Here is an 18816-nt window from a genome sequence, read left to right on the forward strand (position 1 = left end):
CCCCTGATCCCGGTCGTCTCCAACGTGACCGGTGGCCTCGCCGGTCCGGGACTGCTGAGCGACCCCGAGTACTGGGTCGGGCACGCCAGGAAGCCGGTCCGTTTCCTGGACGGCGTACGAGCTCTGGAACAGGCGGGGGTGGTCCGGTGCCTGGAGTTGGGCCCGGACGGCGTGCTCACCGTCGGCGCGAAGGAGTCGTACACCTCCGACGCGGTCTTCCTGCCCGGTCTCCGCCGTGACCGTGAGGAGACGGTCACCGCGGTCGCCGCCCTCGCCGGGTTGCACGTCGACGGCGACCAGGTCGACTGGGACGGCTTCTTCGATGGTGGACATCGGGTGTCGCTGCCCCACTACGCCTTCCAGCGCCGTCGGTATCCGTTGCCCGAGCCGGTCACGGGCCCGGGTCGGGAGTCTCCCGCCCCCTCCGAGATCCCGGCACCCGAGCCCCTCGAAGCCGACACCGACACCGGTGCCGACACCGACACCCGAGCGCCCGCGCTCGACCCACTACCGCTCGTCCTGACGCACGTGGCGGCGTTGTTGGGTTACGAACACCCTGGTGACATCGATCCCCGGACGTCCTTCCAGGACCTGGGGATGAGCTCGCTCACCGCCGTGGAGTTCCGTGACGGGCTCGCCGGTGAGGTCGGGGCGCGACTCCCCGCTTCCCTGGTCTACGACCACCCCACCCCGGAGGCGGTGGCCGCGTACCTGGAGACGGACCGTGGAGACGCGGAACAGGGCGTCGGCGCCGCGGACCCGTCCGAACCCATCGCGATCGTCTCCATGGCCTGTCGGTTCCCCGGCGGGGCCGACACCCCCGAACGACTCTGGGAGATCGTCCGAGAAGGACGCGACGTGGTCGGGGACTTCCCCACCGACCGCGGATGGGATCTGTCCGCACTCTTCGCGTCGCAGGGAAGGGACGCCGGTACCAGTGCCACCCGTCAGGGCGGCTTCCTGCACGAGGCCACCGACTTCGACCCCGAGTTCTTCGGCATATCCGCCCGAGAGGCGGCGTCGATGGAGCCCCAGCAGCGGTTGTTGCTGGAAACCTCGTGGGAGGCCCTCGAAAGGGCCGGTATCGTCCCGGACTCCCTCCGCGGCGGCGACACCGGTGTCTTCGTCGGAGCCATGCCGCAAAAGTACGGTCCCGAGGAGACGACGACCACGGAGGACGTCGCCGGGTACCTGCTCACCGGAACCACCACCAGCGTGGCCTCGGGCCGGATCGCCTACACGTTGGGTCTCCAGGGCCCCACGCTGTCGGTCGACACGGCGTGCTCCTCCTCCCTCGTGGCCATCCACCTCGCGGTACGCGCGCTGCGCGCGGGCGAGTGTGATCGGGCGCTCGCCGGTGGGGCCACCGTCATGTCCGACCCGGGGATCTTCAGCGAGTTCACGCGTCAAGGGGGTCTCTCCCCCAGCGGCAGGTGCCGTCCCTTCTCCTCGGACGCCGACGGCACCGGGTGGGGCGAGGGAGCCGGCATGCTCCTCCTGGAACGTCTGTCCGACGCTCGAAGGCACGGGCACAAGGTGCTGGCCGTCATCCGAGGGACGGCGATCAACCAGGACGGCGCCAGTAACGGGCTCACCGCGCCCAACGGCCGAGCACAGAGCCAGGTGATCCGGCGTGCCCTCGCCGACGCGGACCTGACCCCCGCGGACGTCCAGGCGGTGGAGGCACACGGCACCGGGACGGTGCTCGGAGACCCCGTGGAGGCGAACGCCCTCACCGACGCCTACGGAGACGGGTCCGAGGACTCTCCGCTGTGGTTGGGGTCGTTGAAGTCCAACATCGGCCACACACAGGCGGCGGCCGGTGTGGGCGGCGTGATCAAGATGGTCATGGCCATGCGTGGGGGACTGCTGCCGAGGACACTGCACCTGGAAGAGCCCACACCGCATGTGGAATGGAGCCGGTCACGGCTGCGCCTGCTCGAGGAGGCCCGGCCCTGGGCCGGCACGGACGGACCGCGCAGGGCCGCGGTCTCCTCGTTCGGTATCAGCGGTACCAACGCACACGCCGTACTGGAGGAGGCCCCGGAGTGGGCCGACGGCTCGGAGGGGTCCACGACCCCCGGACCGGAGACGGTGCCCGTCACCCTGGCGGCCAGGAGCGAGGGGGCGTTGCGTGCGATGGCCGGGAGGCTCCGTGCGCGGATCGCGGAGGAGCCCCCCGAGGTCGTCGACCTCGGTGCCACTCTGGCGACGTCCCGTAGCGCCTTCTCGCACCGGGCCGTGGTGTTCGCGTCCGAAGGTCGAAGCCTGGACGAAGGGCTCGCCGCGCTGGAGAGCGGTGGCGAGCACGTGGACCTGGTCCGAGGCACGGCCCCCGGTCGGGCGAGGCGTCCCGTCTTCGTCTTTCCCGGCCAGGGTTCGCAGTGGGAGGGCATGGCACGGGGCCTTTGGCAGACCCGACCGGCCTTCGCCGAGGAACTCCGCGCCTGTTCCGACGCCCTGGGCGAGTTCCTGGACTGGGACGTCGTGGACGTGCTGCTCGGACGACCTGGTGCCCCCTCCCTGACCCGGGTGGACGTGGTCCAGCCCGCGCTGTTCGCCATGATGGTCTCGCTGGCCGCCATCTGGCGTGAGTACGGGGTCGAGCCCGCCGCGGTCGTCGGGCACTCCCAGGGCGAGGTGGCCGCCGCCTACGTCGCGGGTGCGCTGTCGCTTTCGGACGCCGCCAGGATCGCGGCCCTGCGCAGTCGGGCCTGGTCCCGACTCGACGGGGCCGGGGCGATGCTGTCCGTCCATCTCCCCGCGGACGAGGTGGGGGAGAGGATCCTGCCCTGGGGCGAGGCCCTGGCCGTGGCCGCCGTGAACGGTCCGGCGTCGACCGGGGTCTCCGGAGACCCCGGGTCGATCGAGGAGCTGCTGGCCGCCCTCACCGCCGAGGGCCACTCGGCGCGCAGGATCCCAGAGGTCAACGTCGCGGGGCACTCCCCGCAGGTCGAGGTGCTGCGTGAACAGATGCTCGCAGACCTGGAACCGGTACGACCTCGGGCCTCCCGCATCCCCTTCTACTCGACCGTCACCGGCGGTGCGCTCTCGACCGAAGAGCTCGACACCGTCTACTGGTACCGCAACCTTCGGGAGCCCGTGCGCTTCCACGACGCGGTCACGGCGCTCCTCGACGCGGGCCACGAGGCCTTCCTGGAATCCGCTCCGCACCCGGTGCTCGCTTCCGCTCTGAGGGAGACCTTCGAGGAGCACGGCCGCCCGGCCGTCCCGCTGTCCACACTCGCCCGCAACAAGGGCGGCGACGACCGCTTCCTGCGGGCCATGGGAGAAGCGCACGCGAACGGGGTCGCCCTCGACTGGGAGCGCGTCCTGGGGGACAGGCCCCCGGTGGACCTTCCCACGTACCCCTTCCAACGCAGGAGGCTCTGGCTCGCCAGGGCCCGAGGGAGCGCGGATGTCGCCGCGGTCGGACTGGACCGGCGGAACCACCCCGTGATCAGCGCGTCCACGGAGCTTCCGGATTCCGGGGGACACATGTTCCTCGGACGCCTGAGCCCACAGGACCTGCCATGGCTCACCGACCACCGGATCGGGGAGACCGCGGTCGCGCCCCCCGAGTTCTTCCTGGAGCTGGCCATGTACGCGGCCGGCGAGGTGAACCGTGACGTCATCGACGAGCTGTCCCTGGAAAGCCCGCTGGTGGTGCCCGAGAGCGGCGGTACGGCGCTCCGGGTCGTCGTCGAACCCCCGGATGAGGAGGGGCGCAGGGTTCTGCGCGCCTTCTCCAGGCCCGAATCGCACGGACGCGACTGGACGCTGAACGCTCGGGGCGTACTCGGCGCGGGTGAGCCCGCGGCCCCGAAACACCTCATACGCCCCAGCGGCTCCCCGGTCGACCCCGAGAACCTGTACACGGCGCTCGCCCGCCGTGGACTCGGGTTGGGCCCCGCGTTGCGCACGTTGGCGCATGTACGTCGGGACGGTCACGACGTCTACGCCGAGTGCTCCCTGGACCGCGCCGGTGAGTCGGTGGACGTGTCCGGGGGGTACACCCTCCACCCGGCGCTGCTCACGGCCGGGCTGCGGGCCGCCCACTCCGACGGTGCCGGAACGGTCGCCACGGTATGGCGGGGTGTGGAGGTCCACGCCGTCGCCGCGCAACGTCTGACCCTGCGCCTGACCGAGACCGGACCGAACCGGTTCCGTGTCCTCGCCGTCGATTCCCAGGGCGACCCCGTTCTCACCGTGGAGGAGGTCCGGCTCGAAGAACCCTCGCCCGAGTGGAGCCGACCGCTCGCCGAGACGGCCCCCGAACAGCTCTACCGCGTCGCCTGGACGCCCCGTTCCGTCACCGCCGCCGCTCCGGTCGCGGAGCAACCCGAACTCCTGCGCCCGGCCCCGGTCGAGGCCCCTTCCGACATGGCCTCAGCGACGCATGCGGTCCTGGCGGAGGTCCTGGGGGCCCTTCGGGAAGGGCTGGCGCAGGACCGTCTGATCGCGGTCGTCACCCGGGGGGCCGTGCCGACCGGGGAGGGCGACCCGGTCGACCCCGTCGGCTCGGCGGTCAGGGGACTCGTCCGCTCGGCACAGGCCGAGCACCCCGGGCGCCTGCTGCTCGTGGACATCGACGACTCTCCCGAGTCGGAGGCCGCCCTCGGCGCGGCCCTGGGCTCGGGCGAGCCCGAGTTCGCCCTCCGTCGGGGGGCCGTGCTGGTGCCACGGCTGGAACCGATGGCCGCGGCCTCCGAGACGGTGCCGCGGACCGAGGGCACGGTACTGGTCACGGGTGCTTCGGGCACCCTGGGGCGACTGGTCTGCCGACACCTGGTGCACACCCACGGGGTGCGGAGCCTGCTGCTGTTGAGCCGGCGCGGGGCCGACGCCCCGGGCGCCGCCGACCTGACCGAGGAGTTGACGCGGGCCGGCGCGCAGGTGCGTTGGGAGGCCTGTGACGCGGCGGACCGGGACCGGCTGTCCGAGGCGTTGGCCTCGGTCCCCGAGGACGCGCCGCTCACGGGGGTCGTCCACGCCGCGGGGATCCTCGACGACGCGGTCTTCACCTCCTTGACCTCGGAGCGGTTGGAACGTGTCCTGCGGCCGAAGACGGACGCGGCGGTCAACCTGCACGAGTTGACCGCTGACCACCCGATCTCCCTGTTCGTGCTCTACTCCTCGGTCATGGCCGTCCTGGGCGGTCCGGGCCAGGCCAACTACGCCGCGGCGAACGCCTTCCTCGACGGCCTGGCCGCCCACCGCAGGTCCCTGGGCCTGCCGGCGACCTCGTTGGGCTGGGGGTACTGGGACCAGCGCAGCGGGATGAGCGGCCACCTCTCCGAAGCGGACCTCGCGCGGATGGCCCGCTCCGGGATGCTGCCGCTGGCCACTGAGGAGGCACTCGCCCTCTTCGACTCCGCCGTGGGAACCGGCGCGGCCCACGCCCTCCCGGTACGCCTCGATTCGGGCGCCCTGGGAGCACTCGCGGGGGAGGGGACGCTCCCTTCGCTGTTCCGCTCCCTGGTCGGGCGCCGTGCCGCCGCCTCCGTCGGAGCCGGCGCGGATCCGGACCCGTTGACCGAACGCCTGTCGCGAATGCCGGCGGACGAGCGTGAGGACGCGCTCCTCGACCTGGTCCGTGAACACGCCGCCGTCGTGGTCGCCGCACCGGAACCGGGGGCGATCGACGCCGACGGGGCCTTCAAGGAGATCGGCTTCGACTCCCTGATGTCGGTCGAACTGCGCAACCGTCTGAACAAGGCGACGGGGCTGCGTACGCCGACCACGCTCCTCTTCGACCGGCCCACCCCGAGGGAGGTGGCCCGGGACCTGGCGACCCGCCTGTTCGGGGACCAGGTCGGGGACACCCGGGCCGAAGCACGCTCCGTGCTCCCGGTCGACCAGGACGATCCCATCGCCGTGGTGGCCGTCGGCTGCCGCCTCCCCGGTGGGGTGCGCGGACCAGAGGACCTCTGGAACGTACTCCGGGACGGAGAGGACACGATCTCGGACTTCCCGGCCGACCGCGGCTGGCCGACGGACCTCTACGACCCGGACCCCGACCACAGGGGCAAGTCCCGAGTTCGATCGGGCGGGTTCGTCTACGACGCACCGGACTTCGACGCCGAGTTCTTCGGTGTCTCCCCACGGGAGGCACTGGCCATGGACCCCCAACAGCGCATGCTGCTGGAGGTCTCCTGGGAGGCGGTGGAACGCGCGGGCATCCCGCGGAGCGCCCTGAAGGACGAACCGGTCGGGGTCTTCGTGGGGACCAACATGCAGGACTACGCCGCGGACGGCAGGCAGGTCCCGGAGGAGGTCGAGGGTTACCTGTTGACCGGGCGGTCGCAGAGCGTGGTCTCCGGCCGGGTCGCCTACTCCCTCGGGGCGGAGGGCCCGGCGGTCACCATCGACACGGCGTGCTCCTCCTCCCTGGTGGCGATGCACTTGGCGGCCCAGTCGCTCCGTAGGGGCGAGTGCTCGCTCGCTCTGGCCGGAGGCGTCACCGTGATGTCCCGCCCGCTCCTGTTCGTCGAGTTCAGCAGGCAGCGCGGACTGGCTCCGGACGGCAGGTGCAAGACCTTCTCGTCGGCCGCGGACGGCACCGGCTGGTCCGAGGGGGCCGCCCTGGTCGTGCTGGAACGGTTGTCCGACGCCCGCCGCAAGGGGCACCAGGTGCTGGGGCTGCTCAGGTCCAGCGCGGTCAACCAGGACGGCGCGAGCAACGGCCTGACCGCGCCCAACGGGCCCGCGCAGCAGCGCGTGATCCGGCGGGCCCTGGACGAGGCGGGACTGAGGTCGGCCGACGTCGATTTCGTCGAGTCGCACGGTACGGGCACCGTGCTCGGTGACCCCATCGAGGCACAGGCGCTCCTGGAGACCTACGGGCAGGACCGCCCTCCGGAGAAGCCGGTCCTGGTCGGCGCCATGAAGAGCAACTTCGGCCACACCCAGGCCGCCGCCGGGGCGGCGGGGGTCATCAAGGCGCTCATGGCGATGCGCCACGAGGAACTGCCCCCCAACCTGCACTGTGAGAACCCCTCCGAGCACGTGGACTGGGACACGGGGGCCGTGCGTCTGCTGGACTCCTCCACGCCCTGGACCCGCCGTGAGGACGGCGGACCCCGGCGCGCGGGTGTCTCGGCCTTCGGTATCAGCGGTACCAACGCCCACGTGATCATCGAGGAGCCGCCGCCCCCGACCGAGGTCGAGGGACCCGAAGCCTCCGAAGGCCACGGGGAGCAGGAGCCACCGTTCGCGTGGCCGATCTCGGCGCGCTCCACCGCGGCCCTGCGCGCCCAGGCCGCGTCGCTGCACGCCCACGTGGCCGCTCGTCCCGGCCTGGACGCGGCGGACGTGGGTCACACCCTGGCGGTCGGCCGGAGCGATTTCGAACACCGGGCGGTCGCCGTCGGTGACGATCGCGACGCCCTGCTGGCCGCATTGCGCGAGATCGCGGAGGGGGACGAACCGTCGTCGGGCAAGGGGGACGCGGGCGGAACCGCCTTCCTCTTCACGGGACAGGGGGCCCAGCGCGCGGGTATGGGCAGGCGACTGCACGCGAGGTTCCCCGCGTTCGCCGAGGCGTTCGACGCCGTCTGTGCCGAGTGCGACCCCCTTCTGGGACGTTCGCTTCGCGAGATCGTGTTCGCCGAGGCGGAGCACGCGGACCCGGAGACGTTGAACCGCACCGAGTTCGCCCAACCGGCCCTCTTCGCGTTCGAAGTGGCCCTCTACCGGCTGCTGACCGGTATGGGCCTGAAGCCCAAGGCGCTGATCGGGCACTCGATCGGAGAGTTGGCGGCGGCCCACGTCGCGGGTGTCTGGTCGCTCCGTGACGCGTGCGCGCTGGTGGTCGCCCGGGGACGTCTCATGCAGCGGTTGCCCGAGGGCGGCGCGATGGTCGCGGTGAGCGCGCCCCGGGAACAGGTGCTCGCCGCGATCGAGGAACACGGAGGGGCGGTGTCCCTGGCCGCGGTCAACGGTCCCGAATCCTGCGTGGTCTCGGGCGCCGTGGACGCGGTGGACGAGGTCGTGGCGGTGCTTCCGGGCAGGTCGAAGCGGTTGACGGTCAGTCACGCCTTCCATTCGCCCCTGGTCGAACCCGTCCTGGACGAGTTCAGGGCGGTCGCCGAGCGGATCGACTACCGGGAACCGACGGTCCCCGTGGTCTCGAACGTCACCGGGGCCTGGGCGCACAGTGAGCTGACCGAGCCCGAGTACTGGGTGGCCCACGCCCGGCAGGCCGTGCTCTTCCACGACGGCATCGGGGAACTGCTCGCCTCCGGCGTGCGCCGTTTCCTGGAGGTGGGTCCCGCGGGGATCCTGACCGCCGCCGTGAGAGAGGGGCGGGAGGAGGACGTCGTCGCCGTGCCCGCCCAACGGAGCAGCGTTCCGGAGACGGAGGCGTTCGCCTCCGCGCTGGCCCTCTTGTACGCCCAGGGGGAGCCGATCGACTGGTCCGCGTGGAGTCGGGGAGGACACCTGGTCGAGCTCCCGACCTACCCGTTCCAGCGCCGGCGCTACTGGCTGGAGGACCGGGTCCGGGAAACCCCGGCGGACCCTGGAGAGCGCGAGTTCTGGAGCGCGGTGGAGAACGGGGACCCCGAGGGGATCAGAAGCCTCCTCGGGTTGGACGCCGACGTGACGTTCGACGGAGTACTCCCCGCCCTCGCCCGGTGGTACCGGAAGGGTCGGAGCGTCCCGTCGGACACGGGGCCGGGCTACCGCCTCGCCTGGCGGCCCGCGGGCCGATCCCGGGGCGCCCTGGCCGACAGGTGGCTGCTGTTCACCCCGGACGGGCGGGGACCCTCCGATGCCGACGTACTGGCCGGGGCCCTGCGTGCACGCGGCGCCGAGGTCGTCGAGGTCGGGGTCGACACGGTCGACTGCTCCCGGACGTCGCTCCGTGGGGCGGTGCGCCGGCACGCCGGGGACGACCTTCCGGCGGTCTCCGGTGTCGTCTCCCTCCTGGGCCGGGACGAACGTCCCCACGCGGAAGCACCCGGGATCGCCGCCGGATTGGCCGCCAACATCCACCTGCTCCAGGCGCTGGAGGACACGCTCACCGGTGTGCCGCTGTGGATGGTCACCCGTGACGCCGTCGCGGTGCGTCCCGACGACGGCCCGGTACGGCCGGCACAGTCGGCGATCTGGGGGATGGGGCGTTCCCTGGGACTTGAACACCCGGATCGCCTCGGCGGACTGGTGGACCTTCCGACACACGTGGACGACCGCTCGGCCGAGGCCTTCGTCGACATTCTGAGCAGGACGGACACCGAAGACCAGGCCGCCGTCCGATCGGGCTCGGTGACCGTCCCCCGCGTCGTTCGGGCCCCTGTGCGCAACTCCGCGGAATGGCGCACCGGCGGCACCGCCCTGGTCACCGGCGGCAGTGGTGGGATCGCGGCGCACCTGGCCCGATGGCTGGGCGAGCGCGGCGCCGAGCACATCGTCCTGTTGAGCAGAGGAGGCGGAGAACCCGACGGGGTGGACGACGTCCGTGCGCTCGGGGTGCGGGTGACCGCTCTGGCGTGCGATGTCGCGGACCAGGCCGCCCTCGCCGCGGCCGTCAAGGACGTGGAGTCCGGGAGCGGTCCGGTGCGGTCGGTCCTGCACGGTGCGGGCGTCGTCCGGTTCGCACCCCTGGCGGGTACGAGCCTGGACGAGGTGGCCGAGTGCGCGTCGGGCAAGGTGCTCGGCGCGCGCAACCTGGATCGCGTCCTCGGAGACCGCGACCTCGACGCCTTCGTCCTCTTCTCCTCCGTCGCGGCGGTCTGGGGCAGTGGTTCCCAGGGTGCCTACGCCGCGGCCAACGCCTACCTGGACGGGTTGGCGCAGAACCGGCGGAGCCGGGGCCTGAGAGCGACCTCCGTCGCCTGGGGGCCCTGGGGCGGCGGGGGCATGGCGCAGATCGACGGCGTCGACGAGCACCTGACCCGTCGGGGACTACGCCCGATGGACCCCGAGACGGCTCTCGGCGCGCTCGCCCACGCGGTCACGGGAACGGACCCGTGCGTGGTCGTCGCCGACGTCGACTGGGAACGCCTCTCGGTCGGATACACCGCTGAGCGCACACGACCCCTGCTCGACGAACTCGGCTACGCGGAGGGGCCGGGTGAGGTGGACCGGATCGACGCCGGGGCCGGGTCGCAGGAGCACGGCGGTTTCGCCGAACGGGTGAGGACACTGTCGTCCTCCGAACGCCGACGCGTTCTGCTGACCCTGGTGCGGGAAGAGACCGCGCGCATTCTCGGCCATCCCTCCCCGGACGCCGTGACTCCGTCCCGTGCCTTCCAGGAGGCCGGGTTCGACTCCCTCATGGTGGTCGAGCTCCGGACCAGGCTCAGGGCGCGGACGGGTCTGCGGGTGAGCGCCGCCACGATCTTCGACCACCCCGATCCGCGGGCTCTGGCGGAGTACCTGGCCGACCGACTCGGCGAGGGCCCGAACGACCGCGTCCCCGACGAAGCGGGCTCGGTGAACGAAGCGGACTCCGAACCGTCCATCGACCGGTACATCGAGTCCTCGAACGCGGACGACCTGTTCGATTTCATCGACAAGGAGCTTGGGGCACCATGAGCGACGAGAGACTGCTCGCCTACCTCAAGAAGGTCACCGGCGAGCTGCACAAGGCCCGACAACGCCTACAGCAGATGCCATCGGACGAGCCGATCGCGGTCGTGTCCGCCGGCTGCCGTCTGCCGGGCGAGGTCGACTCACCGGAGGACTTCTGGGAGCTGCTGTCCACGGGATCCGACGCGATCTCGGGGTTCCCCACCGACCGGGGCTGGCCCACCGACATCCACTCCGGTGACCCCGAGGAACACGGCCGGACCTACACCGACCGCGGAGGTTTCCTCCGCGGCGCGGCCGAGTTCGACCCCGAGGCCTTCGGGATCTCGCCGCGTGAAGCCACGGCGATGGACCCCCAACAGCGCCTTCTTCTCGAACTGGCGTGGGAGACGTTCGAGCGCGCCGGGGTGGCCCCCTCGTCGCTTCGGGGAACCGACACCGGAGTGTTCGTCGGGGGATGCTCCTTCCACTACGAGGGAGACCTCGTCGACACCCCCGAGGAGCTCGCCGGGCACCTGCTCACCGGCAACGTGACCAGCGTTCTCTCCGGACGCGTCAGCTACACCTTCGGTCTGGAAGGACCGGCGGTCACCCTGGACACCGGATGTTCCTCAGCGCTGGTCGCGATGCACCTCGCCGCGCGGTCACTGCGCTCGGGCGAGTGCTCCATGGCGCTGGCCGGGGGCGCCGCCGTGATGTCGACCCCCGGTGTCTTCGTCGAGTTCAGCAGGCAGCGCGGACTCTCCCCCGACGGCCGATGCAGGTCCTTCGCCGCGGGAGCGGACGGAACCGGTTGGTCGGAGGGAGGCGGCCTGGTGCTCCTGGAGCGGTTGTCCGACGCCGTCGCCGCCGGGCACCCCGTCCTCGGAATCCTGAAGGGGACCGCGGTCAACCAGGACGGAGCGAGCAACGGCCTCACCGCCCCGAGCGGACGCTCACAACAGCGGGTCATACGGGCGGCTCTCGCCGACGCCGGGTTGGCGCCCGAGGACGTCGACGCCGTCGAAGGCCACGGCACGGGAACGGTCCTCGGGGATCCCATCGAGGCCAACGCGCTCATCGAGACCTATGGGCGCGCACGCGAGGCGGGGAACCCGCTGCTGCTCGGATCGGTCAAGTCCAACATCGGACACACGCAGGCCGCGGCAGGGGCGGCGGGCGTGATCAAGATGCTGCTCGCCCTGGATCGGGGCCGCCTGCCCCGATCCCTGCACATCGACGCCCCCACCTCCGAGGTGGAGTGGGAGGGGAGCGGGGTCGACCTGCTCACCGAGCCGGTCGAGTGGCGGCGGGGGGAACGACCACGCCGCGCGGGCGTCTCCGCGTTCGGGGTCAGTGGGACCAACGCACACGTGATCCTGGAGGAGGCTCCCGAACTCGAACCCGCGCTCGAACCGGAGACGGACGACGTCGGTCCGTTCCAGGGGCCGACGCCCTGGGTACTGTCCGCCCGCACCCCCCAGGCCTTGCGGGCGCAGGCGGGCCGGTTGCGGGACCGCTTCGCGCACGGCGACGAGGACGTCCGGGACATCGGTTACTCGCTGGCGACGACCCGCAGCTCGTATGAACACCGCGCCGTCCTCGTCGGCCGGGGGAAGGAGGAACTCCTCCTCGGGCTGGAGGCTTTGGAGACCGGAGCGGTCTCGCCCGACCTCGTCACGGGTACCGCGAACGAGTCGCCGGACCCGGTCTTCGTCTTCCCAGGCCAGGGATCGCAGTGGTCGGGTATGGCCAGGGACCTGATGGAGTCGTCGCCGGTCTTCCGTAAACGGGTGGAGGAGTGCGCCGACGCCTTCTCCGGGCTCGTGGAGCGTTCGCCCCTGGACGTGCTGTGCGCGGACCCCGGTCGAGCGATGGAGGACCGGGTCGACGTGGTCCAGCCCGCCCTGTTCTCCGTCATGGTCGGACTGGCGGAGCTCTGGCGTGCCTACGGGGTCGAGCCCGCCGCGGTGATCGGACACTCCCAGGGTGAGATCGCCGCGGCGTGCGTTTCCGGGGCGCTCACCCTCCGGGAGGCGGCTCGTGTCGTGGCCGTCCGGGCCCTGGCCCTGCGGAACCTGTCCGGTCACGGAGGAATGCTCTCCCTGGGGCTTTCCGCGAAGGACACAGAAGCCCTGATCGGCCGAGCCGGCACGGGCCTGTCACTCGCCGCGGTGAACAGCCCCACGGACACCGTCGTGTCCGGAGACCCCCGGGCCCTCGAAAGGCTGCGCGTTCTCGCCGAGGGACGCGGCGCCCGAGCCCGCATGGTGCCGGTGGACTACGCCTCGCACTCACCCCAGGTCGAAAGCGTGCGCGAACACCTGCTGGAGCGGCTCGGCCGCATCGGCCCGACCGTGTCCGAAGTACCGATCATCTCCACGGTGACAGGGGAGCGCCTGGACACCGAGACGATGGACGCCGGCTACTGGTACGACAACCTGCGCGGCACGGTGAACCTGGAGGGAGCGGTCGAGACCGCCCACCGTGACGGCCACCGGATGTTCGTCGAGATCAGCCCGCACCCGGTGCTCACCCTGCCCGTGCAGAAGATCCTTCCGGAGGCCGCCGTTCTGGGCACCCTCCAACGGGGGGAGGACGGCAACCGGTCCTTCTTGTCGTCACTGGCCGGGGCCCACACCGCGGGCGCCGACGTGGACTGGTCCGCCGCCTTCGACGTCACGCGGGCCGACCGAATCCCGCTCCCGACCTACGCCTTCCAGCGGCGCAGGTTCTGGATGCCCCCGCGCCGTCCCGTCACCTCCGAGTTCGGCGGGATCCTCGACGACCGGCACTACCGGCCGCGATGGACGGCGGTTCCGGCGCTCTCCGGTTCTCCCACGGGCCGGTGGCTGCTGGTGGCCGGCCACGACACCGACACCGATCCGCCGGCCGACGCGCTGACGAGGGCCGGAGCGGAACCGACGAGGGTGGAGTTCGATCCCGCACAGGGGAGCGGACCACTCGCCGCGCGGCTACGCGAGATCGCCGCCGAACACCCCATTGGCGGTGTGCTCTTCCTGCCCGGGACGAAGGACGGGTACGAGGGCGAGGTCCCGGTTCCCGTCCAGGCCGCGGTCTCCGTTCACCGGGCCCACGCGGAGGCGGACCTCACCGCTCCTCTGTGGTACCTCACCAGCGGAGCCGTCTCGGTGGCCGGGGAGGAGACGAACCCGGTTCGGACCGCGCTCTGGGGCCTGGGGGTGTCCTTGGGGGCCGAGCGCCCGGACACGTGGGGCGGGACGGTGGATCTGCCCGATCGGCCGGAGCCCGGAGAGTGGGACCGCGCCGTCTCCGTCCTGGCCCAGAGCGAGGAGCGGCAGTGCGCCGTGCGCCGAGCGGGCACGTTCGTCCGGCGCCTGTCGTCCCACGCCGAGGACACGGTGAGGCCGTGGAGCCCGGAGGGGACCGTGCTCGTGACCGGCGGCCTCGGCGGTGTGGGCGCTCAGGTGGCCCGTTCGCTGGCCGAAGGCGGAGCCGAGCACCTCGTCCTCGTGGGCCGACGCGGCACGGACTCCCCGGGTGCACCGCGGCTACGGGAGGAACTGACCGAACTGGGGGCGCGGGTCACCATCGAGGCCTGTGACGCCTCCGACCGGGACGCGCTGGACGCGGTCCTCGCGGCCATCCCCGAGGAGCGGCCGCTGACCGCGGTGATCCACGCCGCCGGAGTCCTGGACCCGGCGACCGCGGACGACCTCGGCCATCGGCAGTTGGAAAGCGTGCTCCGGGCCAAGGCCACCTCCGCGCGCCACCTGCACGAACTCACCCGGGACCTACCGCTGTCCGCGTTCGTCATGTTCTCCTCGATCGGTGCCCTGTTCGGCACCGCCGGACAGGCGAACTACACGGCGGCCAACGCCTACCTCGATGGACTGGCCGAGCATCGGCACTCCCTCGGTCTGCCCGCCACCTCCGTCGCGTGGACGGTCTGGCGCGACTCGGGAATGGTCGACGCCCGAACGGAGCGGTGGTTCGGGGAACGCGGTGCGCACCCGATGTCCTCCGAAGCCGCCTACGAAGCGATGTGCGGGGTCGTCGGTTCGGGTGACCCGATCGCGGTCGTCGGCGACATCGACTGGAGCCGATTCGCAGCCCCCGGCGGCGTGGTCGAGCCCACATCGATCCTCAACGACCTCGTCGACGGCGACCGGACCCAGGACGACGACCTCGCCGGAACGGTGGCCTCGCTCCCACGCGAGGAGGCCCTGGCGGAACTGGGCCGACGGGTCGCGGAGGCGGCGGCGGCCGTGCTGGGACACGACGGGACCGACGTCGTCGTCAGGACCGGTCAGCTCAAGAACCTCGGTTTCGACTCGGTGACGTCGGTGGGCCTGCGCAACCGGCTCGCGGCGATGACCGGCCTCCGGTTGCCGGTCACGCTGGCCTTCGACCATCCCTCCGTGGACGCCATCGCCGAGCACCTCTACGAACAGTTCGCACCGGATCCCTCGGGCGCGGCCGCTGCCGAACTGGAACGGCTGGAACACCTGATGGAGGCGGACGGCGACGACCGGGTCCGATCCGCGGTGGTGGAACGCATGCGTTCGCTGCTCTGGAGGTGGGACCGCCAGGGAACGGACACCGCCGAGGAGACGGCGGGTGACGCCGACGAACTGCGAGACGTCACCGACGAGGAGATGTTCGAGTTGCTCGACAACGAACTGGGAAGCGCATGACTGCCAACGAGAGCAAGTTGCGGGATTACCTGAAACTCACCACCGCCGAGCTCAGGACCGTCCGTCGGCGTCTGCGCGAGGTGGAGGAAGGCGCGTCCGAGCCGATCGCGATCGTCGGTATGGCCTGCCGATTCCCCGGCGGTGTCCGGTCTCCCGAGGACCTCTGGGACGTGGTCGAGTCCGGCAGGGACGTCGTGACCTCCTTCCCCGCCGACCGGGGGTGGGACCTGGAGGGTGTCTTCGATCCCTCGGGGAGCCGCGAGGGGACCACGTACTGCAACCAGGGCGGCTTCCTGGAGGACGTGGCGCTCTTCGACGCCGGGTTCTTCGGGATCTCTCCGCGTGAGGCCACGTCCATGGACCCACAGCAACGACTCTTCCTCGAAACCTGCTGGGAATCCCTGGAACGGGCGAGGATCGTGCCGGAGAGCCTCCGGGGAAGTCGAACCGGCGTCTACCTGGGAGCCACCGACCACGACTACGGCAGCGACGTGCGTCCCGCCCCGGAGAAGCTGCGCGGAAACCTGATGATCGGTCGCTCCGGGGCGGTGACCGCGGGGCGGGTCTCCTACACCCTCGGGTTGGAGGGGCCCGCCCTCACGATCGACACCATGTGCTCCTCGTCCCTGGTCGCCCTGCACACGGCGGTCGCCGCCCTGAGAAGGGGCGACTGCGACCTGGCGCTCACCGGCGGCACCACGGTCATGTCCACCCCGGAGGGGTTCATCGAGTTCAGCGCCCAGGGGGCGCTCTCCCCCGACGGCCGCTGCCGGTCCTTCGGGGCCGACGCCAACGGAACCGGCTGGTGTGAGGGCATCGGCACGGTGGTGCTGGAGAAGCTCGGCGACGCCCGCCGCAACGGCCACCCCGTACTCGCGCTGGTCCTCGGCGGCGCGGTGAACCAGGACGGGGCCAGTAACGGCCTGACCGCGCCCAACGGGGAGGCGCAGCGCCAGGTGATCAAGCAGGCACTGCGCGACTCCAGGGTCACCGCGGACGAGGTCGACCTGGTCGAGGCGCACGGTACCGGGACCACGCTCGGCGACCCCATCGAAGCGCATGCGCTGCTGTCCACCTACGGGCAAGGGCGTCAGGAGGACGGGCAGCCGCTGTGGCTGGGGTCCCTGAAGTCCAACCTGAGCCACAGCGCCGCCGCGGCGGGGATCGGTGGGGTCATCAAGACGGTGATGGCGCTGCGCAACCGGACCATGCCCCGGACGTTGAACGCCTCGCCTCCCTCACCCGCCATCGACTGGTCGACGGGCAGGGTGGAGCTCCTGCACGAGAACCGCGAATGGACCGTTCACGGCCACCCCCGACGCGCGGGGGTCTCCGCGTTCGGTGCCAGCGGAACCAACGCCCACGTGGTCCTGGAAGAGGCGCCCGCAGCGGAGGTCGACGGCGAGGAGGGCGCGCCGACCGCCGTGGAGGAGGAACCGAGCACCCCGGCCGTCCTGGGGCGGAACCCGTCCCTTCCCCTGGTGCTGTCGGCCAGGACGGAGGGCTCCCTGCGCGGCCAGGCCAAGCGGCTCGCCGAGGCGATGAAGGAGCGACCGGACCTCTCCCCGGCCGACGTGGCCTGGTCCCTGGTGACCACGCGTACCCCCTTCGAACTCCGGTCCGTGGTGGTCGGGGCCGACCGCGCCGAGCTGGTCGAGGCGTTGGAGGCCCTCGCGCGAGGGGACGAGCAGGAGGGGGCGGTGCACGGTAGGGCCGCCGCCGTCACCGCCGGTCCGGTCTTCGTCTTCCCCGGTCAGGGAGCCCAATGGCCCGGAATGGCCGGACGTCTCGCCGAGGAGTCCCCGGTCTTCGCCGCGGAGCTTCGAGAGTGCGCCCGAGCCCTCCGACCGTGGGTGGACTGGCCGGTGCACGAAGTGCTGTTCGACCGGGACGGTCACGCGGGCGGGGTGGACGTCGACCGGGTGGATGTGATCCAGCCCGCCCTGTTCGCCGTCATGGTCTCCCTGGCCAGGACCTGGGAGGCGTGCGGAGTCGCACCCGCCTCCGTGGTCGGGCACTCCCAGGGCGAGATCGCGGCGGCCTGTGTCGCGGGGGTCCTGTCATTGGAGGACGCGGCCCGAGTGGTGGCGCTGCGCAGCAAGCGCATCCGCACCATCACCGGGGACGGGGGGATGCTCTCCGTCGCGCTGCCACGGGCCCGGGCCGAAGAACTGCTCTCCTCCTGGAGCGGACTCTCCGTCGCCGCGGTCAACGGCACCGGTTCCGTGGTGGTGTCCGGTAACGCGGACAGCCTGGACGAACTCGCCGCGGAGATCGAGGGTCGGGGTGTGCGCACGCGTCGCGTCCCGGTCGACTACGCCTCCCACTCCCACCATGTCGAGCGGATCAAGGAGGGGATCCTCTCCGACCTCTCCGGTTTGTCCCCGCGTCCGGCGCGGGTTCCCCTGCACTCCACGGTCACCGGCCGCCCCGTCGGGGACGACGTCATGGACGCCGACTACTGGTACCGCAACCTCCGAGGCACGGTGGAGCTGGACGCCGCCGTGCGCGGCCTGGTCGAAGCCGGTCACTCCACGTTCGTCGAGGTGAGCCCGCACACCGTGCTGCTGCCGGGCATCACGGAGACCCTGGAGGACGAGGCACCCTCCGGGAAGTTCCTCACCGTCGGTTCACTCCGCAAGGAGGACGGAGGCGCCGACCGATTCCTGACCTCGCTCGGGTCGCTGTACGCGCACGGGGAATCGGTCGACTGGGAGCGGGTCCTGGCCGGTTCCGGCGGAACCGCGGTGGACCTGCCGACCTACGCCTTCCAGCGGCAGCGTCACTGGTTGGAGGCCGAGGACACCGGTGAAGCGGCCGCGCCCGCCGACGTCGGTGGGGACTTTTGGGACATCGTCCGTTCGGCCGACCCCAAAACCCTGGCCGAGGAGATCGGCATCGACCCCGAGGCCTCCTTCCTGGACGCGGTGCCGGCGCTCGGCAGGTGGTACGAACGCCGACGGACCGGGGCGTCCGTCGAACGGTGGCGCTACCACCAGACCTGGAACCCGCTTTCGGAGCCCGTCTCCCCCCGCCTGCGGGGGCGCTGGCTCGTACTCGTGCACGAGCACCGGAACACGGACCCGATCCATGCCGAGGTCACCGATCTGATGCGCGGACACGGAGCCCGGGTCGAGGAGGTCGTGATCCCGGCCGAGGGAACCGATCGTTCGGCGCTGCGCACCCTGTTCAAGGAGACCGCCGAAGGCGGAGTCCAGGGGATCGTCTCCCTGCTCTCCCTGGAGGCGGGACACCATCCGGATCACCCCGGACTCCCGAGATCGGTCGCCTCCGCGTTCTCCTGCATCCAGGGTTTCGCCGACTCGGGGGTCGATGCGCCGTTGTGGATGATCACCACGGGAGCCGTCGCGGTCAGCGGTGCGGAATTCGTGACCCACCCCGAACAGACGGCCGTGTGGGGACTGGGCCGTGTGGCGGCCCTGGAGCTGCCGGACCGCTGGGGAGGGCTGGTGGACCTCCCCGAGCAAGGACTGACGGAGACCCTGGGATCGCGTCTGGTCGCGGTCCTCGGGGGCACGGGGGAGGACCAGGTCGCGCTTCGTCCGGCGGCGGCCTACGGACGACGCCTCACCCGAAGCACCGTCGACCGGGGACGACCTCGATG

The 18816-nt window shown here is 71.7% G+C and carries 3 protein-coding genes; all 3 read left to right on the forward strand.

From position 1 onward, the window contains the following. The first annotated feature begins 24 nt into the window (after window positions 1-24). On the forward strand, window positions 25-10539 hold the full coding sequence (locus tag K8V84_RS13050; protein WP_304074503.1) for a type I polyketide synthase: 10515 nt from the start codon (window positions 25-27) through the stop codon (window positions 10537-10539). Continuing rightward, window positions 10536-15191 (forward strand): SDR family NAD(P)-dependent oxidoreductase, encoded by a 4656-nt coding sequence (locus K8V84_RS13055; protein ID WP_304074505.1) that lies wholly within the window; start codon window positions 10536-10538, stop codon window positions 15189-15191. The genes K8V84_RS13050 and K8V84_RS13055 overlap by 4 nt, the downstream gene beginning before the upstream one ends. Further along, window positions 15188-18816: type I polyketide synthase (locus tag K8V84_RS13060; RefSeq protein ID WP_304074507.1), on the forward strand; the 3629-nt coding region annotated here is incomplete at its 3' end. The genes K8V84_RS13055 and K8V84_RS13060, both read left to right, overlap by 4 nt.

Origin of the sequence: Nocardiopsis listeri (genome assembly GCF_020741345.1) — a bacterium.
Taxonomy (GTDB): Bacteria; Actinomycetota; Actinomycetes; order Streptosporangiales; family Streptosporangiaceae; genus Nocardiopsis; species Nocardiopsis listeri_A.

Bases quoted from the DNA above. Each gene is read 5' to 3' on its own strand.
- K8V84_RS13055 (WP_304074505.1), top strand. From the start codon at position 10,536: ATGAGCGACGAGAGACTGCTCGCCTACCTCAAGAAGGTCACCGGCGAG.